This window comes from Streptomyces nigra (assembly GCF_003074055.1).
In the GTDB taxonomy this organism is placed as follows: domain Bacteria; phylum Actinomycetota; class Actinomycetes; order Streptomycetales; family Streptomycetaceae; genus Streptomyces; species Streptomyces nigra.
The window spans coordinates 4,155,562-4,173,614 of record NZ_CP029043.1 but is presented as its reverse complement, the minus strand read 5'-3'; the positions used below and the strand labels follow the sequence as shown (position 1 = coordinate 4,173,614).

18 protein-coding genes are annotated in these 18,053 nt (G+C 71.7%); 8 read left to right on the top strand and 10 right to left on the bottom strand.

The genetic code is table 11. The annotated features are described in order from the left end of the window. Positions 1 to 63: 63 nt before the first annotated feature. Entirely contained in the window at positions 64 to 1,695 is a 1,632-nt protein-coding gene (locus tag DC008_RS19350; protein WP_108708050.1) for a threonine/serine exporter family protein, read from the top strand. A gap of 49 nt (positions 1,696 to 1,744) precedes the next feature. Here the strand turns inward: DC008_RS19350 and DC008_RS19345 are convergent, their stop codons facing one another. Beyond that, the gene (locus DC008_RS19345) at positions 1,745 to 2,686 is read right to left on the bottom strand and encodes a DedA family protein (protein WP_108708049.1); all 942 of its coding nucleotides are present in this window, start codon (positions 2,684 to 2,686) and stop codon (positions 1,745 to 1,747) included. A 139-nt stretch (positions 2,687 to 2,825) separates the two neighbouring features. On the opposite strand from DC008_RS19345, the gene DC008_RS19340 reads away from it, so the two are divergent. Beyond that, positions 2,826 to 3,191: a YbjQ family protein gene (locus tag DC008_RS19340; RefSeq protein WP_055624719.1), complete on the top strand. Its 366-nt coding sequence runs from the start codon at positions 2,826 to 2,828 to the stop codon at positions 3,189 to 3,191. A gap of 15 nt (positions 3,192 to 3,206) precedes the next feature. Here DC008_RS19340 and DC008_RS19335 read toward each other — a convergent pair whose 3' ends face one another. Continuing rightward, positions 3,207 to 3,968 carry a MerR family transcriptional regulator gene (locus DC008_RS19335; RefSeq protein WP_108708048.1) on the bottom strand — a complete coding sequence of 254 codons (762 nt, stop codon included), beginning with the start codon at positions 3,966 to 3,968 and terminating at the stop codon, positions 3,207 to 3,209. A gap of 88 nt (positions 3,969 to 4,056) precedes the next feature. On the opposite strand from DC008_RS19335, the gene gad reads away from it, so the two are divergent. Further along, positions 4,057 to 5,484 carry a glutamate decarboxylase gene (gene gad, locus DC008_RS19330; RefSeq protein WP_108708047.1) on the top strand — a complete coding sequence of 476 codons (1,428 nt, stop codon included), beginning with the start codon at positions 4,057 to 4,059 and terminating at the stop codon, positions 5,482 to 5,484. A 98-nt stretch (positions 5,485 to 5,582) separates the two neighbouring features. On the opposite strand, the gene DC008_RS19325 is transcribed toward gad, so the two are convergent. From DC008_RS19325 to DC008_RS19305, 5 genes are all read right to left on the bottom strand, one after another. Continuing rightward, positions 5,583 to 6,344 carry an ABC transporter permease gene (locus tag DC008_RS19325; RefSeq protein WP_108708046.1) on the bottom strand — a complete coding sequence of 254 codons (762 nt, stop codon included), beginning with the start codon at positions 6,342 to 6,344 and terminating at the stop codon, positions 5,583 to 5,585. After that, a complete protein-coding gene (locus DC008_RS19320; RefSeq protein ID WP_108708045.1) occupies positions 6,341 to 7,306 on the bottom strand; it encodes an ATP-binding cassette domain-containing protein in 966 nt (321 codons plus the stop codon). The genes DC008_RS19325 and DC008_RS19320 overlap by 4 nt, the downstream gene beginning before the upstream one ends. Positions 7,307 to 7,379: 73 nt before the next feature. Next, positions 7,380 to 8,021, bottom strand: coding sequence for a PadR family transcriptional regulator (locus DC008_RS19315; RefSeq protein ID WP_108708044.1), 642 nt, complete (start codon positions 8,019 to 8,021; stop codon positions 7,380 to 7,382). A 10-nt stretch (positions 8,022 to 8,031) separates the two neighbouring features. Then, the gene (locus DC008_RS19310; protein WP_108708043.1) at positions 8,032 to 9,492 is read right to left on the bottom strand and encodes an aldehyde dehydrogenase family protein; all 1,461 of its coding nucleotides are present in this window, start codon (positions 9,490 to 9,492) and stop codon (positions 8,032 to 8,034) included. A 91-nt stretch (positions 9,493 to 9,583) separates the two neighbouring features. Continuing rightward, positions 9,584 to 10,408, bottom strand: coding sequence for a helix-turn-helix domain-containing protein (locus tag DC008_RS19305; RefSeq protein WP_055624746.1), 825 nt, complete (start codon positions 10,406 to 10,408; stop codon positions 9,584 to 9,586). Positions 10,409 to 10,762: 354 nt separating this feature from the next. On the opposite strand from DC008_RS19305, the gene DC008_RS19300 reads away from it, so the two are divergent. Then, positions 10,763 to 11,257: an ATP-binding protein gene (locus tag DC008_RS19300; RefSeq protein WP_108708042.1), complete on the top strand. Its 495-nt coding sequence runs from the start codon at positions 10,763 to 10,765 to the stop codon at positions 11,255 to 11,257. A gap of 90 nt (positions 11,258 to 11,347) precedes the next feature. Here DC008_RS19300 and DC008_RS19295 read toward each other — a convergent pair whose 3' ends face one another. Continuing rightward, positions 11,348 to 11,626: a DUF397 domain-containing protein gene (locus tag DC008_RS19295; RefSeq protein ID WP_055624727.1), complete on the bottom strand. Its 279-nt coding sequence runs from the start codon at positions 11,624 to 11,626 to the stop codon at positions 11,348 to 11,350. Positions 11,627 to 12,187: 561 nt separating this feature from the next. Between DC008_RS19295 and DC008_RS19290 the strand changes: the two genes are divergently transcribed. Both DC008_RS19290 and DC008_RS19285 read left to right on the top strand, forming a co-directional pair. Continuing rightward, a complete protein-coding gene (locus DC008_RS19290) occupies positions 12,188 to 12,655 on the top strand; it encodes a hypothetical protein (RefSeq protein WP_244221383.1) in 468 nt (155 codons plus the stop codon). A gap of 51 nt (positions 12,656 to 12,706) precedes the next feature. Then, positions 12,707 to 13,246 carry a DUF4232 domain-containing protein gene (locus tag DC008_RS19285; RefSeq protein ID WP_108708040.1) on the top strand — a complete coding sequence of 180 codons (540 nt, stop codon included), beginning with the start codon at positions 12,707 to 12,709 and terminating at the stop codon, positions 13,244 to 13,246. A gap of 27 nt (positions 13,247 to 13,273) precedes the next feature. Here the strand turns inward: DC008_RS19285 and DC008_RS19280 are convergent, their stop codons facing one another. Continuing rightward, positions 13,274 to 14,392: a DUF2786 domain-containing protein gene (locus DC008_RS19280; protein ID WP_108708039.1), complete on the bottom strand. Its 1,119-nt coding sequence runs from the start codon at positions 14,390 to 14,392 to the stop codon at positions 13,274 to 13,276. A gap of 97 nt (positions 14,393 to 14,489) precedes the next feature. Here DC008_RS19280 and DC008_RS19275 point away from each other — a divergent pair, with 97 nt between their 5' ends. Both DC008_RS19275 and DC008_RS19270 read left to right on the top strand, forming a co-directional pair. Beyond that, entirely contained in the window at positions 14,490 to 15,260 is a 771-nt protein-coding gene (locus tag DC008_RS19275) for a Clp protease N-terminal domain-containing protein (RefSeq protein ID WP_108708038.1), read from the top strand. 34 nt (positions 15,261 to 15,294) lie between these two features. Further along, positions 15,295 to 16,998, top strand: a complete 1,704-nt coding sequence (locus tag DC008_RS19270; protein WP_108708037.1) for a bifunctional 3'-5' exonuclease/DNA polymerase — start codon at positions 15,295 to 15,297, stop codon at positions 16,996 to 16,998. Between the two features lie 67 nt (positions 16,999 to 17,065). On the opposite strand, the gene DC008_RS19265 is transcribed toward DC008_RS19270, so the two are convergent. After that, the gene (locus DC008_RS19265) at positions 17,066 to 17,959 is read right to left on the bottom strand and encodes a glycosyltransferase family 2 protein (RefSeq protein WP_108708036.1); all 894 of its coding nucleotides are present in this window, start codon (positions 17,957 to 17,959) and stop codon (positions 17,066 to 17,068) included. Between the last annotated feature and the right edge of the window lie 94 nt (positions 17,960 to 18,053).

The following is an 18,053-nucleotide window of genomic DNA, read 5'->3' as shown; positions in this document are numbered from 1 at the left end:
CCCGGGTGTCTGTGCGCATACTGAAGAACGGCGGAAGGTGTCGTTCCAAGGAGAGCTGCGTACGTGACGGACGCGGAGGACCGCAAGCCGCAGTCGGACGAGGCGAGGATGGCGTTCACGCCGCCCGCCGGGGTGGAGGTGGGGGACAGCGAGTCGGAGACCACGTCGGAGTTCGCGCTCCCCAAGGGTCTCGACGTCCCTCAGCAGCCGCCCGCCGACCGGGAGGGCTCTGCGTTCAGCAGGCCGAGAGGCTACGCCGCCGAGGACACCCTGCCCGGCTTCACACCGCCGGGCGGCATCCCGCAGATCAGTCTGACCAAGGACGTGCCCTGGCAGGACCGGATGCGCACGATGCTGCGCATGCCGGTGGCCGAGCGGCCCGCGCCGGAGCGGCCGCACAAGGCCGAGGAGGAGGGTCCGGCCGTCCCGCGCGTGCTCGACCTGACCCTGCGTATCGGCGAGCTGCTGCTGGCGGGCGGTGAGGGCGCCGAGGACGTGGAGGCCGCGATGTTCGCGGTCTGCCGGTCCTACGGCCTGGACCGCTGCGAGCCGAGCGTCACCTTCACCCTGCTGTCGATCTCGTACCAGCCGTCGCTGGTGGACGACCCGGTGTCGGCGGCGCGCACGGTGCGCCGGCGCGGCACCGACTACACCCGGCTGGCCGCCGTGTACCAGCTGGTCGACGACCTCAGCGACGCCGAGACCCACATCTCCCTGGAGGAGGCCTACCGGCGGCTCGCGGAGATCCGGCGCAACCGGCACCCGTACCCGACCTGGGTCCTGACGGCGGCCAGCGGGCTGCTCGCGGGCGCGGCGTCCGTGCTGGTGGGCGGCGGGCTGCTGGTGTTCGTCGCGGCGGCCGTCGGCGCGATGCTCGGCGACCGGCTGGCGTGGCTGGCCGCGGGGCGGGGGCTACCGGAGTTCTACCAGTTCACGGTCGCGGCGATGCCGCCGGCCGCGGTCGGGGTCGCGCTGACGCTGTCGCACGCCGACGTGAAGGCGTCCGCGGTGATCACCGGTGGGCTGTTCGCGCTGCTGCCCGGGCGGGCGCTGGTGGCGGGCGTGCAGGACGGGCTGACCGGCTTCTACATCACCGCGGCGGCGCGGCTGCTGGAGGTCATGTACTTCTTCGTCGGCATCGTGACCGGCGTGCTGGTGGTCCTGTACTTCGGGGTGAACCTGGGCGCCAAGCTCAACCCGGACGCGGCGCTGCACATCTCCGAGCGGCCCTACTGGCAGATCGCCGCGTCGATGCTGCTGTCGCTGACCTTCGCGGTGCTGCTCCAGCAGGAGCGGTCCACCGTGCTCGCCGTGACCCTCAACGGGGGTGTGGCCTGGGTGGTGTACGGGGCGATGCGCTACGCGGGCGAGCTGTCGCCGGTCGCCTCGACGGCGGTCGCCGCCGGCCTGGTCGGTCTGTTCGGGCAGCTGATGGCCCGCTACCGCTTCGCGTCCGCGCTGCCGTACACGACGGCCGCGATCGGGCCGCTGCTGCCCGGTTCGGCCACGTACTTCGGGCTGCTGTCGATCGCGCAGAACGAGGTGGACGCGGGGCTGGTCTCGCTGGCCACGGCCGCGTCCCTGGCGATGGCCATCGCGATCGGGGTGAACCTGGGGTCCGAGATCTCCCGCCTCTTCCTGCGGATCGGCTCCCCGGAGAAGCGCCGGTCCGCCAAGCGGACGCGAGGCTTCTGAAACGGCGACGGACGCCCCCCGACGAGGGCGTCCGTCGCGAGCGGCCGGTTCAGTACCGCTGGTCCGGCGGGTACTGCCCGCCCTGCGGGCCGTAGCCCTGCGGGTGCGGGTACTGCTGGGCGTACGGCTGTTGGGGCTGCTGCTGCCCGTAGTGCTGCTGGTCGTAACCCTGCTGGTCGTGGCCCTGCTGCTGCCCGTAGCCGTACGGGTCCTGGCCGCCCTGCGCGGGGCCGCCCTGCCCGTCGTGGCCGCCGTACTGCTGCTGGGGGTCGTGGGACGGGATGCGGCGCAGCTGCGTCGTCGCGTCGTCCATCCGCTGGTACTGCTGCGGATGCCGGCCGTCCTCGTGGGCCGGGGCCTCGGCGGCGGCGCGCTTCTTCTTGCCGCGCTCCCGCAGGTACTCGATGATGATCGGCACCACGGAGACGAAGACGATCAGGACGAGGATCGCCTCGACGTTGCTCTTGATGAACGGGATCTGGCCGAGCCAGTAGCCCGCGAGGGTGACACCGCTGCCCCAGGCGACACCGCCGATGACGTTGTACGTGAGGAACGTGCGGTACTTCATCCGGCCGGCGCCCGCCACGATGGGGGCGAAGGTCCGCACGATCGGCACGAAACGGGCGAGCACGATGGCCTTGGGGCCGTACTTCTCCATGAACTCGTGCGCCTTCTCCAGGTTCTCCTGTTTGAAGACCTTGGAGTTGGGGCGGCTGAAGAGCCTCGGGCCGAAGAACTTGCCGATCATGTAGCCGACTTGGTCGCCGATGACGGCGGCCAGCACGATGAGCGTGCAGACCAGCCACAGGGGCTGGGTGATGTAGTTCCCCTCGGCGACGAACAGGCCTGCCGTGAACAGCAGGGAGTCCCCGGGCAGGAACGCGAAGAGGCCGGACTCCGCGAAGACGATCAGCAGGATGCCGGGGAGGCTGAACGTCTCGATGAGGTAGTCCGGGCTGAGCCACTCGGGGCCGAGCGCAAGCGTGGTCACGGGATTGTGGCTCCTGCGGGGATGGGGGGCGGGCGGTTGGTCACGAGCGAGTCAAAAATATCAACGCGCAACCGGTGTCCCAGGTTCCATTGACCCGTTCAGGATGCACTGTGCGACCTCGGCGACAAAGCTGTGGGGCATGGGCATCGATGAGTACGGCGGCGGGCAGGGCCCGCGCCCCGACGTTCTTGTAGTGACCACGAACGACGTCCCCGGGCACCGTGTGACGGAGGTCGTCGGGGAGGTCTTCGGGCTGACCGTGCGCTCCCGGCACGTCGGGAGCCAGATCGGCGCCGGGCTGAAGTCGCTGGTCGGCGGCGAGCTCAAGGGCCTCACCAAGACGCTGGTGGAGACCCGCAACCAGGCGATGGAGCGCCTGGTGGAGCAGGCACGCGCGCGAGGCGCCAACGGTGTGCTGGCGTTCCGCTTCGATGTGACGGAGGCGGCCGACGTGGGCACCGAGGTCTGCGCCTACGGGACCGCGGTGGTCCTGGCCCGGGAGTAGCCGGGCCAGGACCCCTCATGCGGTGTGCCGGTCCGCGTTGGCCTGGATCGCGTCGTGCAGGTGCTGGGCGAATCCGGCCCGCATGGTGTCGTAGAACGCGGTGAAGCGTTCGTCGGTGACGTACATCTCGGCGAGGCAGCGATGCATCGGGTGGCCGCACTCGTAGTACCAGGCGCCGATGTGCCGGCGGTGCTCCTCGGCCAGGTCCATGGCGGCCTGCCCGTCGGCGGGCTCACCGGCCTCCAGCAGGGCGACATAGCGCTCGGCCCACTCGGCGGCCTCAGCCTGGATCCGCTGCCAGTCCTCCTTGGTGTAGGCCGCGGCGCGGCGCTGTGACTCGGCGTACGCCTCAGTGTTGCCCCAGCGCTGTTCTGCCTCCTCGGCGTACTGCTCCGGGTCGTTCTCGCCGAAGACCTCGAAGCGCTCCTGCGGCGTGAGGTTGATTCCCATCGTGCGTGCCTCCATGGCGTGTTCCACGGCCGCCGCCATCTTCTGCAGCTTCTCGATCCGGGCGGTCAGCAGCTCGTGCTGCCTGCGCAGATGCTCGCGCGGGTCCGCCTGCGGGTCGTCGAGCAGGGCGGCGACCTCGTCGAGGGGGAAGCCGAGCTCCCGGTAGAACAGGATCTGCTGCAGCCGGTCGAGGTCGGCGTCGCTGTAGCGCCGGTGGCCCGCGTGGCTGCGCTCGCTGGGCACGAGCAGACCGATGTCGTCGTAGTGGTGCAGGGTGCGCACCGTCACACCGGCGAATCCGGCGACCTGTCCCACGGAGTAGCCCACTTCCGCTCCCTTCTCGGTACGTGCTCCACGGTGCGCCCTCACGCCGCGTGAGGTGCAAGTCCCGGGGCCCGGACCTACCGTCGGAGGTATGGCACTGCATCGCGGGAACAGCGAAGCACCGGATGTCCGCGACGGTGGGCGCAGGCTGGCCGTCAACCCGATCTACGGGGAGGCGAACCCGGCCGCGGGCATGACCGAGGCCCCGCCCACGCACCGGCTCCCGGACTCCCCCATGTCGCCGTCGACGGCGTACCAGCTCGTGCACGACGAGCTGATGCTGGACGGCAACTCCCGGCTGAACCTCGCCACCTTCGTCACCACCTGGATGGAGCCCGAGGCTTCGCTCCTGATGGCGGAGTGCCGGGACAAGAACATGATCGACAAGGACGAGTATCCGCGCACCGCCGAGCTGGAGCGGCGCTGTGTGGCGATGCTCGCCGATCTGTGGAACGCGCCCGATCCGTCGGCCGCCGTGGGCTGCTCCACGACCGGTTCCAGCGAGGCGTGCATGCTCGCGGGCCTGGCGCTGAAGCGGCGCTGGACGGCCCGCAACGCCGACCGGTACCCGTCCCCCGAGGCCCGCCCCAACCTGGTCATGGGTGTCAACGTCCAGGTCTGCTGGGAGAAGTTCTGCACCTTCTGGGAGGTGGAGGCGCGGCTGGTCCCGATGGAGGGCGAGCGCTTCCACCTCGATCCGCAGGCGGCGGCCGAGCTGTGCGACGAGAACACCGTCGGGGTGGTCGGCATCCTCGGCTCCACCTTCGACGGGTCCTACGAGCCCATCGCGGACCTGTGCGCCGCGCTGGACGCCCTCCAGGAGCGCACGGGCCTGGACATCCCGGTGCATGTGGACGGCGCGTCCGGCGCCATGGTGGCGCCCTTCCTCGACGAGCACCTGGTGTGGGACTTCCGGCTGCCGAGGGTGGCCTCGATCAACACCTCGGGCCACAAGTACGGCCTGGTGTACCCGGGCGTCGGCTGGGCGCTGTGGCGGGACAAGGAGGCGCTGCCGGAGGAGCTGGTGTTCCGGGTGAACTACCTCGGCGGCGACATGCCGACGTTCGCGCTGAACTTCTCGCGGCCGGGCGCCCAGGTGGTGGCGCAGTACTACTCGTTCCTGCGGCTGGGCCGGGAGGGCTACCGGGCGGTGCAGCAGGCGGCGCGGAACGTGGCCGGGCGGGTCGCCGGAGCCGTGGAGAAGCTGGACGACTTCCGGCTGCTGACCCGGGGCGACCAGCTGCCGGTGTTCGCGTTCACGACGGCGTCGGACGTCACCCGGTTCGACGTGTTCGACGTCTCCCGGCGGCTGCGGGAGGCGGGCTGGCTGGTGCCGGCGTACACGTTCCCGCCGAACCGGGAGGACCTGTCGGTGCTGCGGGTGGTGTGCCGCAACGGCTTCTCGGAGGACCTCGCGGACCTGTTCGTGGACGATCTGCGCCGGTCCCTGGCGGACCTGCGCCGGCAGCCGCACCCCCTGACACACGACAAGGGCGCGGCCACCGGCTTCCACCACTAGGCCGTGTCCGTAAAGTCCCGCCTGCCGTTCGACGCCCGGCACACGATCAGGCCGGGCTCCCGGCGCCTGGTCGACGAGCCACCCCCTGGGCTTCCAGGTCAGCGGCTCAGCCGGGCGAAGCGGCGCACCGCGAGCGGGAAGAACACGGCGAGCAGCCCGAGCGGCCAGGCGACGGCCGCGAGGACGTGGTCGGTGCCGGTGCCGGCGAACAGGTCCCGGACGGCGGAGGCCGTATGGGACAGCGGGTTCCACTCGACGGCCGTGGCGAGCCAGCCGGGCATGGAGCCGGGTTCCGCGATGGCGTTGGACAGGAACCCGACCGGCCAGACCAGGATCTGCACCGCCTGCACCATCTCCGGCTTCCCGGCGACGAGGGCGAGGTGGATGCCGATCCACAGCATGGCGAACCGGAACAGCAGCAGCAGTCCGACGGCGCCGAGGAAGCCCGCCGGGCCGCCGTCCGGGCGCCAGCCGAGGGCGAGGCCGACGCTGGTGAGGACGAGCACGCCGAGCGTCGACTGGATCATGTCGGCGGCCGAACGGCCCACCAGCACGGCCCCGTTGGTCATCGGCAGGGAGCGGAAGCGGTCGATGACGCCCTTGTCGAGGTCCCGGGTGACCGCGATCATCGTCCCCTCCAGCCCGAAGGCCATGGTGAGCGCCAGCATCCCGGGCATCAGATAGTCGAGGTAGGAGCCGACGACGCCCCGGCCGCCGCCCATGAGGTAGCCGAACATCAGCAGCAGCATCACGGGGAACAGCAGGCCGACCGCGACCGGCACGGGCTGCCGCGCCCAGTGGGCGAGTTCCCTGCGGGTCATGGTCCAGGAGTCGGTCACGGCGTGGGCGGGGGTGCTCATACGGTCTCCTTCACTCGCTCGGGGCCGCCGGTGAGGTGCAGGAACACCTCGTCGAGCGTGGGCCGGCGCAGCACGATGTCCTCGGCCTCGATCCCGGCCTCCGCCAGGGCCCGTACGACACCGGCGAGGGCGGCCATCCGGTCGGTGACCGGGGCGCTGAGCAGCCGCCGGTCGGTGTCGACGCTCACCTCGTCCGCCCGGACGGGCAGCAGGGCGACGGCGGCGCCGAGGGACCCGGCGTCGCGCAGGACGACGTCGATGCGGTCGCCGCCGGTGAGCGCCTTGAGGTGGTCGGCGGTGCCCTCGGCGGCGACCCGGCCGCCGTCGACCACCGCGATCCGGTCGGCGAGCTGGTCGGCCTCCTCCAGGTACTGGGTGGTGAGCAGGACCGTGGTGCCGCCGCCGACCAGGGAGCGGACCGAGGACCAGACCTCGGCGCGGCCGCGGGGGTCGAGCCCGGTGGTGGGCTCGTCCAGGAAGAGGACGTCCGGTTCGGTGATCAGGGACGCGGCCAGGTCGAGGCGGCGCCGCATCCCGCCGCTGTACTGGCGGACGGGTTTGCGGCCGGTGTCGGCGAGACCGAAGCGCTCCAGCAGTTCGCCGGCGCGCAGACGGGCGCGGCGGGTGCCGAGGTGGTGGAGCCGGCCGAACATCTCCAGGTTCTGATGACCGGACAGCTCCTCGTCGACGGCGGCGTGCTGGCCGAGCAGCCCGATGCTCCGCCGTACCCGGTAGGCCTCGCGCACGACGTCGTGCCCGGCCACCTCGACCCGGCCGGAGTCCGGCCGCAGCAGGGTGGACAGGATGCGGACCAGGGTGGTCTTGCCGGCCCCGTTGGGACCGAGCACGGCGTGCACGGTGCCGCGGGCGACCGTGAGGTCGAGCCCGTCCAGTGCGGTCCTGCCGGATGTGCCGCCGTACCTCTTGCGTACCTCTTCGACGGTGATCGCCGCTTCGGTCACAGGGACTCCCTCGCTAGTCAAACTTGACTACCCGAACGAAGCTAATGCCCGGGAGGGAGTTAGTCAAACTTGATTAGCGGCGATCTCCCGGATGCGGCTCGCCGGTGGCGTACGGGTTCTCCTGGTCCTCGGCGAGGATGCCGACGAACGGCTCGCCCTCGTCCGCGAAGGTGTAGGCGCCGCCCTCGATCCGGGCGATCAGGCCACGGGTCCACTCCCCCTCGGAGTCGGCGGTGTGGACCCACATGTTCATGATCTCGCCGATGTGGCCGAGCTGTTCGGGGCCGTCCTCGGGCACATAGTGCTTCAGGACGGCCGTCCGCCACTCCTCGATCCGCCGCACGCGCTCGCGCAGCAGCTCCACCGCCTCCGCGCGCGGCAGGTCGACGACGAAGCCCACGGCGGCCGTCTTCATGTCACCGCGCTGGTCGTAGGTGACCAGCGCCTCGCGCAGCAGCCGGAAGTACTCCTCGGTGCCCTCGCCGGTCACCTCGTACTCGGTGCGCGGCGGACCGCCGGCCGTGGACGGGGCGATCTCGTGCGCGTACAGCAGTCCCTGCTTCGCCATCTGCTTGAGCGCGTGGTAGATCGAGCCCGGTTTGGCGTTGGACCACTCGTGCGCGCCCCAGTACTCCAGGTCGTTGCGCACCTGGTAGCCATGGGCGCGGCCGTGCATACGGACCGCGCCCAGCACGAGGAGACGGATGGCTGACATGCCGTCCAGGTTAGAACGGGAAGCCGCTGCGGCCGTGCTGCACCGAGATCCACTTCATGGTGGTGAAGGCGTCCAGCATCGTCTCGCCGTTCAGCCGGCCGAGACCGGAGTGCTTCTCGCCGCCGAAGGGGACGATCGGCTCGTCGTGGACGGTGCCGTCGTTCACATGGAACATGCCGGAGTCGATCCGCTTGGCGAAGGCGACCCCGCGCTCGACGTCGGCGGTGTGCACGGCCCCGCTCAGGCCGTACGGGGTGTCGTTGACCAGCCGTACGGCCTCCTCCTCGCCGTCGAACGGCACGAGGAAGACGACCGGGCCGAAGACCTCCTGGCGCAGCAGCGCGGAGTCGGCCGGCAGGTCGGTCAGGACGGACGGCTCGACCAGGTTGTCCGTGGCCCTGCCGTGCACCAGGGCGGTCGCGCCCTCGGCGAGGGCCTGCGCGACCGTGCCCGTCAGCGCCTCGGCCTGGGAGGAGTTGATGACCGGGCCGATGACGGTCTCGGGGTCCCGCGGGTCGCCCACCTTCAGGGACTTCACCTTGGCGACGAACTTCTCGGTGAACGCGTCGGCGACCGTACGGTCCACGAGGACGCGGTTCGCCGCCATGCAGACCTGGCCCTGGTGGACGAACCGGCTGAACACGGCCGCGTCGACGGCGTAGTCGAGGTCGGCGTCGTCCAGGACCACCAGCGCGCTGTTGCCGCCGAGTTCGAGCACCGAGCGCTTGAAGTGCGAGGCGCACACGGTGGCGACGTGCCGGCCGACCTTGTCCGAGCCGGTGAAGGAGATGACCTTGGGGACCGGGTGCTCGATGAACGCGTCGCCTATCTCGGCGATGTCGGTGATGACGACGTTGAGCAGACCGGCCGGCAGACCCGCCTCCTCGAAGATCTTCGCGACCAGCGAGCCGCCCACGATCGGGGTGTTCTGGTGCGGCTTGAGCACCACGGCGTTGCCGAGCGCGAGGGCCGGGGCGACCGACTTCAGGGAGAGCAGGAAGGGGAAGTTGAACGGGCTGATCACACCGACGACGCCGACCGGCACCCGGTAGACGCGGTTCTCCTTGCCGTCCACGGGGGACGGGATGATCCGGCCCTCGGGACGCAGCGACAGATGGACCGCCTCGCGCAGGAACTCCTTGGCCAGGTGCAGTTCGAACGCGGCCTTCAGCCGGGTGCCGCCGAGCTCGGCGACGATCACCTCACTGATCTCCTGCTCGCGCTCCTCGACCACGCGCAGCGCCTTCTCGAAGACCGCGCGGCGGGCGTAGGGGTTGGTCGCGGCCCACTCGCCCTGGGCGCGGGCCGCCGCCCGGTACGCCTCGTCCACCTCGTCGACCGTGGCTATCGTGATCGACGCCAGCTTCTCGCCGTCGTACGGGTTGAAGTCGATGATGTCCCAGGAGCCTGTGCCCGGGCGCCACTCACCGTCGATGTACTGCTGAGCCAGGTCGGTGAAGTAGGACGACATGTGATCCCTCGATCCCTTGCGGACACCCGATCGGCCAGGTCGCCAATACGCTTGTCATCACGGTCTGATCACACGTCATCGTACTTGTGTTTTAAGAGAGTTGAAGGAGACCCCGGAGAAGATCCCGGCTCTCGTCCGGCCCCGGGCTGTCCTGCTGGAGCTCCTTCAGCGCGAGCTCGTACTGGGCGACGTCCTCGCGCTTGTCGAGGTAGAGCGCGCTGGTGAGCTGCTCCAGATAGACGACGTCCGAGAGGTCGGACTCGGGGAAGCTGAGGATGGTGAAGGCGCCGGACTCGCCGGAGTGCCCGCCGAAGCCGAACGGCATCACCTGCAGCCGCACATTGGGCCGCTCGGAGATCTCGATGAGGTGCTGGAGCTGGCCGCGCATGACCTCGCGGTCGCCGTACGGCCGGCGCAGGGCCGCCTCGTCGAGGACGATGTGGAACTCGGGGGCGTTCTCCGCGACGAGGTACTTCTGCCGCTCCAGGCGCAGCGCGACGCGCTTGTCGATGTCGGACGCGCTCGCGCCCTTCATCCCGCGCGCGACGACCGCGTGGGCGTACGCCTCGGTCTGCAGCAGGCCGTGCACGAACTGCACCTCGTAGGCGCGGATCGAGCTGGCCGCGCCCTCCAGGCCGACATAGGTGGGGAACCAGCTGGGCAGGACGTCCGAGTAGCTGTGCCACCAGCCGGCGACATTGGCCTCGCGGGCCAGGGAGAGCAGGGAGGCGCGCTCCTGCTCGTCCGTGATGCCGTACAGCGTCAGCAGGTCCTCCACGTCACGCGTCTTGAAGCTCACCCGGCCCAGCTCCATCCGGCTGATCTTCGACTCGGACGCGCGGATGGAGTATCCCGCCGCTTCACGGGTGATACCGCGCGCTTCCCGCAGTCGCCTCAGTTGCGAGCCGAGCAGCATGCGCCGCACCACCGATCCGGGCTCTCCCGCGCTCACGTCCGCCAGCCTCCCCAACCGTCTTCCCGGCCCGCAGTCTGCCACTAAAACACTTCGAGCAGTACTCGCCCGATTACAGAGACGGAAAGAAGCCAAGGATTCCACTCGTGAAGCAGTCAGCGGAAGACAAGAAGAGGGGGTGAAGTTGGCGGAAAAAATGGCCAACAAGCGGTACGGGAGCGTCCAATTCGGTCACGTGCACGTGCATCTGCCCTTGCATCTGCTCTGCGCTTCCGAAACCATGGTCCCGCGCAACCGCTGCATCGCCACGACCGCGAACTCCCGGGAGTGCCTCGCATGGGGACGAATGGATCGACCATGCTCGAGCCGTTACGGCAGGGCCTTCCGCCGCTGGACCCCGCAGCCGTCTCCAACGCCGCCTCCTGCGCCCTGCCGGCCAGGTACGAGGCCGTCCGCGAGGCCCGGAACTTCACCCGCCGCACCATGGACCAGTGGGAACTGGGCGACCGCTTCGACGACGTCTGCCTCGTGGTCTCCGAGCTGGTGACGAACGCCCTCCGGCACGCCCTGCCGTCGAGCGCCCCGCGCTCGCCCGAGCAGCCCCCGCCGGTACGGCTGCACCTGATGCGGTGGACCGAGCGGCTGGTGTGCGCGGTGCGCGACCCCAGCCACGACAGCCCGGTCGCCCGCGACACCGACGACTTCTCGGCGGAGTCCGGCCGCGGGCTGTTCCTGGTGGAGTCCTTCAGCGACGGCTGGGGCTGGCATCCGATGGCGGGCACGCTGAGCGGCAAGGTGGTCTGGGCGCTCTTCCGCCTCCAGCCCGCCGCCTGTACCGGCCCCTCGGACTGACGAGCCGCCCCGTCCGCCGACGCCCGGGTTCTACGCGCGTCACAGCGGCCGGGGCGCCGTCCTGTACCGGTATGGGACGGAACGGCCGCGTCAGCCGGCGACCAGGTGGTCGAACTCGCCGTCCTTGACGCCGAGGAGCATCGCCTCGATCTCGGCGCGGGTGTAGACGAGGGCCGGGCCGTCGGGAAAGCGCGAGTTGCGTACGGCGACATCGCCGCCGGGCAGCCGCGCGAACTCCACGCAGGAGCCCTGGGAGTTGCTGTGCCTGCTCTTCTGCCAGGCCACCCCGTCCAGCTCCGTGGCCGCCATGCCGTTGTACACGTCGTGGTCCACAGGTCGCTCCCCGATGGTGCGGTGGCTCTTCGCCATGAGGCATGAGGTGGTGCAGTGGTGCGTGTGCCGGACAACTGCTTTCGGATCATAGCCCCTGTTCACGTGCACCTGCATGAGCAGATGCACGTGCACGCGGGGTGTTCCCGCGGTTACTCCTCAGACGTACGCAGGTGCTCCCGGCGTTCCAGCGCAGGCCCGGGAATCGCGCCACACGGGTGTGCCGGCCCCCGCTCGTGATCGTCGCGCCCCGGGCGGAGCGGGGACGTCCGGATCGAACCCCTCGTGCACCGAACAATGACGTGTTCCTCGCGGCGGTCGTTCCAAACTCAAGTATCCGCCCCCGCAACGGAGTTGGCCGACAATGCCGTATGCCGCGCGGTGCGGCCGGGGTCGCCGGCCGACCCCGGTGCCGCGGGCGCCCCGAGAAGTCCCGGCTCTCCCGGAGACCACGAAGCGACTCCTTGGTAACTTGCTGCCGTCGTTCCGGCCACGCCCGGCCGGAACGGCCGTGCCGACCGCTACAGCTTGGAGCTCCCAGTGACCTCGGCGACTTTCTCGCGTACGCGCACCTCGGGCCGGTGGACGAGGGGCGTGGCCGTGACCGCGTCCCTGGTGGGCGCGCTCGCGCTCACCGCGTGCAGCTCGGGCGGCGACTCCGACGGCGACGCCTCCCCCAGCGGCGCCCCGACCAGCGCCGGGACCGGCGTGGGCACGGGCGGCGGCTCGGGAGACGGATCGGGCGGCGGTTCTTCCTCGGCCGCCGGTGATCTGGAGGGCAGCTGGCTGGCGACCACCGACGGCAAGGCCGTCGCCCTGGTCGTCACCGGCGACAAGGCCGGGCTGTTCGCGACCGGGGGGACCGTGTGCAGCGGCAGCGCCGGCAAGCGGACGATCAAGCTGTCGTGCACGGACGGCAGCAAGGACCGGGCGTCCGGGACGGTCGACTCCGTCGGCAAGGGCGAGCTGAAGGTGACCTGGAAGAGCGACCTGGGCGCGGAGACGTACACCAAGGCGGAGGGTGGCAAACTGCCGACCGGCCTGCCCACCGCCGGTCTGGGATCGTGATGTCCGATCGGTGACGTCACCGGCTCACCGACGCGACCTCCCGAGGACTCCATGCGCACCATCTCCGTCACCGCCTCCGTCGCCGCCCTCGCCGCGGCGCTCCTGCTGACCTCCTGCGACGACGCCAGGGACGCGAAGAACACCCAGGACAAGGCGGATACGACGGCCGGGGCGGGTTGCGCCGCCGATCTCGCCGTGCGGTTCGGGCCCGCCAACGCCGCGCCCGCCGCCGGGGACACCGGCAACGTGCCCGTCACCGTCACCAACCGCGGCGACGCCCCCTGCACCGTGGAGGGGCTGCCCGGTGTGGAGCTGGTCGCGGGGGACACGACCGCCGCGGTCCCGGCCGCGGAGGCCGCCTCGGGCGGGAAGGCGACCTTCGCGAAGGACGCCTCGCTGGCCTTCACCCTCACGTACGTCCGCGGCGAGGAGGGCGCCGAGACGTCCCTCGCGGCGCGGACGGCGACGGTCCGGCTGCCCGGCGCCGAGAAGACGCACAGCTTCAAGTGGGCGTACGGCGACATCGCCCTGAAGAGCGACGGGAGCACGCCGGACGCCTCGGTGACCGGCTTCCAGCAGTCGACGGACTGACGGCCGGAGGCGGACGGCGACCTGGACTCAGGTCAGCGGCCGGCGCGGGTCCACGCGGGCCCGGTCGGCCGCCTCCGCGCCCTCCGTCCAGCCCGCGTCGTCACTGACCCCGCGCAGCCGGGTCGTCGTGGTCCGCGGGAACATCCGGTCCAGCCGGTCGGTGACCGCCACCTCGCGGGACGCCAGGACCGGAAGCAGGTCGTCGGTCACCTGGGTCCGCACGGCGGCGGTCAGACGGGTGCTCACCTGGTGGGCGTAGGCCGCCAGGAACGACTGCCGGAAGGTCTTGGTCCGTCTGCGGCCGCCCGCCCGCTGCGCGGCCTCCGCCTTCGTCATGGCGGTCTGGGCCTGCACCAGCAGGGAGGTGTACAGCAGCTCCACGACCTCCAGGTCCGCCTCGAACCCGACGACGGTGGAGAACCCGAACGGCTCGTTCCACACGGCCCGGCAGTGGTTGGCCCGCGCCACCGCGTCCAGCAGCACGGCCTTGGCCTGCTCGTACGGCGGCTCCACCCCGATCCGGCAGGCGCCCGGCGCGTCGGCGGCCCCGGCCGGCGCACGGGAGGCGACCAGCGCCTCGTCGATGCTGTGCCGGGCCATCAGCTCCTGCGCCTTGGCGGTGAGCGCCTCGGCCTCCTGCGGGAACCCGGTCGCCTCGGCCTTCGCGAGCAGCGCGCGGATACGGGTGAGCATCCGGGACTCCGGGCGGGCGGTCCCGCCGGACGGGGCGGCCGTCTCCTCCAGGGGCTCCAGCGCGGGCAGGCGCAGCAGCAGGCGGTACAGCTCCAGTACCGCGGTGGCGTGCGAGAAGCGGTCGGTGCGGGGCGGGGCCTCGGCGGGCAGAGCGTCCAGCTGGGCCCGCCAGCGCGGTCCGCGCTCCCGGTCCTGGGGCGCCTGGTCCCGGATCAGCGCCGCGAGCAGGCGGACGTGCGTGTCGTCCAGGTCCCGCCGCACGAGCCGTACGAGGTCGGCGGGCTGCCAGCCGCGCCGCCAGGCCACCGCGACGAACTCCAGTCCGCGCCGGCCGAGTTCGGCGTCGGCCGCGGGGTCGGCGGCGAGCAGGCTGGCGCCCGTGTCGAGCGTCGCGTGCTCGGTGTCGTAGAGGGCGGCCTCGAAGGCGCGGTCGACGGTGCTGGGCGTGCTCACCCAGCGATCGTAAGTCTGTTCCCTCCGTCGTCCTCCAACACCCCACGACTGTCAACTACGGGTTGACACCCCACGACTGTCAACCTACGGTTGACACATGTCGACGAACCCGAGCATCACGTCATCCGTCCGTCTCGACGAACTCATCGCGGCCATCAAGAAGGTCCACGAGGAGCCCCTGGACCAGCTCCAGGACGCCGTGATCGCGGCCGACCACCTCGGCGAGGTGGCGGACCACCTGATCGGCCACTTCGTGGACCAGGCCCGACGCTCCGGCGCCTCCTGGACCGACATCGGCCGCAGCATGGGGGTCACCCGGCAGGCCGCCCAGAAGCGGTTCGTGCCCAAGGAGGGCAACGACCTCGACCCCCAGCAGGGCTTCGGCCGCTACACCCCGCGCGCCCGCAACGTGGTGATGGCCGCCCACAACGAGGCCATCGCGGCCCGCAACCCCGAGGGCCGCCCCGAGCACCTCGTCCTCGGCCTGCTCGCCGAGCCGGACGGCATCGCCGCGCGGGCGATCACGGCGCGGGGCGTCCTCCTCGACACCGTGCGCCAGGCCGCCTCGGAGGCCCTGCCGCCCGCCGCCGACGAGATCCCCGAGCTCATCCCCTACGGCTCCGACGCCAAGAAGGTCCTGGAGCTCACCTTCCGCGAGGCCCTGCGCCTCGGCCACAACTACATCGGCACCGAGCACATCCTGCTGGCCCTGCTGGAGTTCGAGAACGGCTCCGGCGTCCTGTCCGGGCTCGGCCTCACCAAGGAGGACGCCGAGGCGTACATCGCCGAGGCGCTCTCGCAGTACCTCCAGAGCGGTGAGCGGACCGCGCGGGAGGCGGCCGGCGAGGACGGCGCGGCCCAGGGCTGAGGCCGATGTCAGACCCGGGTGCCACACTCGCGGCATGACCGACCGGTGGGCGCTCGCCCCGGCCGAGGACGGCGGCGCGGAGCTCGCCCCCCTCGGCCCGGACGGGCTGCTCGCGGGCCCCGTGCACCGCGCACCCGACCTCGCGGAGGCGGTGCGCGCACGGCCCGACGTCACCCGGTGGGTGTGGCGGTCCACCGCCGAGGTCTATCCGCGCCTGCTCGCGGCGGGCGTGCGCGTGGAGCGGTGCTACGACATCGAGGACGCCGAGACCCTCCTCCTCGGCCACGAGGGGCGGCACGGAGCGCCGCGGTCCGCCGCCGCGGCCCTCGCCCGGCTGCGCGGCGGCCCCGTACCGCCCGATCCGCCCCAGCGCGCCGCCGAGCCGGGCTCCCAGTCCTCCCTGTTCGAGCCGCAGGCGGTCCATGTGCCGCTCGCCGACCTGGCCGAGGTGTACGCCGACCAGCAGCGGCGGCACGAGAGGACCGCGCATCCCGACCGTATGCGGCTGCTCACCGCCGCCGAGTCGGCGGGCATGCTCGTGGCCGCCGAGATGAACCGCTCCGGGCTCCCCTGGAGCGCCGCCGTCCACCGTCAGGTGCTCACCGACCTGCTCGGCGAGCGGTACGCGGGCGGCGGGGAGCCGCGCCGGCTGGCCGAGCTGGCGGACGAGGTGTCGGCGGCGTTCGGGCGCCGGGTGCGGCCCGATCTGCCGGCCGACGTGATCAAGGCGTTCGCCCAGGCCGGCGTCAAGGTCAAGTCGACCCGGCGCTGGGAGATCGAATCCGTCGACCATCCGGCGGTGAAGCCGCTGGTCGAGTACAAGAAGCTGTACCGGATCTGGGTCGCCCACGGCTGGTCCTGGCTGCAGGACTGGGTGCGCGACGGGCGGTTCCGGCCGGAGTTCCTCGCGGGCGGCACCGTCACCGGGCGCTGGGTGACCAACGGCGGGGGCGCCCTGCAGATCCCCAAGGTGATCCGGCGCGCGGTCGTCGCCGACCCGGGCTGGCGGCTCGTCGTGGCCGACGCCGACCAGATGGAGCCCCGGGTGCTCGCCGCGATCTCCCGGGACCCCGGCCTGATGGAGGTCGCCGGACGCGAGAGCGACCTCTACCAGGCCGTCTCCGACCGGGCCTTCTCCGGCGACCGCGCCCAGGCCAAGCTCGCCGTGCTGGGCGCCGTCTACGGCCAGACGTCCGGCGACGGGCTGAAGAATCTCGCCGCGCTCCGCCGCCGCTTCCCCAAGGCGGTCGCGTACGTCGACGAGGCGGCGCGGGCCGGTGAGGAGGGGCGGCTCGTACGGACCTGGCTGGGACGGACCTCGCCCCCGGCCGCGGGCGCCTCGGACGCGCCCGCCGAGGAGGCGGGCATCCCCGTCCCGGACGCCCCGGACACCCCGGCCGACGGCTCCTCGCCCCAGGACTGGGTGCCGGGGTACGCCTCGACGAACGCCCGCGCCCGCGGCCGCTTCGCCCGCAACTTCGTCGTCCAGGGCAGCGCCGCCGACTGGGCGCTGCTGCTGCTCGCCGCGCTGCGCCGGTCCTGCGCGGGGATGGCGGCGGAGCTGGTCTTCTTCCAGCACGACGAGGTGATCGTGCACTGCCCGGAGGAGGAGGCGGAGGCCGTGGTGACGGCGATCCGGGAGGCGTCGGCGCTCGCCGGACGGCTCACGTTCGGGGAGACGCCCGTGCGGTTCCCGTTCACGACGGCGGTGGTGGAGTGCTACGCGGACGCGAAGTGAGGGGCGGGCGGGTCGCCGTGCCCGGGCAGGCCGCTCTCCTGTACGGGCAGGTCGCTTCGCCGCGTCCTCAGAGAATCGGCGGGCGTCCCAGCCGGACGAGGCGTCCCACCGTGCGCCAGCTCATCGGCCGCCGCTCGCCCGCCGGTTCCCGGACGCCCTCCAGGAAGCCGCCGAACCAGGCCCGCAGCCCGGCCGCCGACCGGGTGCGGGCGAGCGTGAGCAGCACCCACACCCCGAGATGGACGGGGATGAGCGGAAGAGGGAGACGGCGCCGGGTCAGCCAGACCCGGTTCCGGGCGTTCACGCGGTAGTAGATGGCGTGCCGCGCGGGCGACGTCTTCGGGTGCTGGAGCAGCAGCTCGGGCGCGTAGAGGATGCGCCAGCCCGCGTCGATCGCCCGCCACGCCAGGTCGGTCTCCTCGTGGGCGAAGAAGAATCGCGCGGGCCAGTCGCCGGTCTGCGCGAGCATCGCCATGCGCAGCGCGTGCCCGCCGCCGAGGAAGCCGGTGACGTATCCGCCCCGCATCGGGTCGGACTTGCCGACCCTCGGTACGTGCCGCTGCTGTGTCTCGCCGTGCTCGTCGGCGATCCGGAACCCGACGATGCCGAGCCGGTCGTCGGCGGCGTACAGGTCCCGTACCCGGCGCAGCACATCGGCGTCGACGAGCAGCCCGTCGTCGTCCAGCTCGACGACGACGTCGACGTCCCCGAACGCGCGCAGCCGCTCGAGGGCGACGTTGCGCCCGCCGGGGCAGCCGAGGTTCTCGTCGAGTTCGATGCCGGTGAACTCGCCGGGCAGGGAGAGGCGTTCGGCGAACTCGGGAAGCGGGCAGCCGTTGCCGACGACCACGATGCGATGGGGGGCGAGGTCCTGCTTGGCCACGGACTCCAGCAGCGCGTCGACCTCCGCGGGACGGTTCCCCATGGTCACCACGGCCACGGCGATCCTCAGTTCCGTCATGCCTGTCCCTCGCCCGTCTCGTACCGCTGCCACCGTCATCAACGGCGTGATGCTAGTGGTTCACCGGGGCGACGCGTCACGTTCGCCCCTGGGG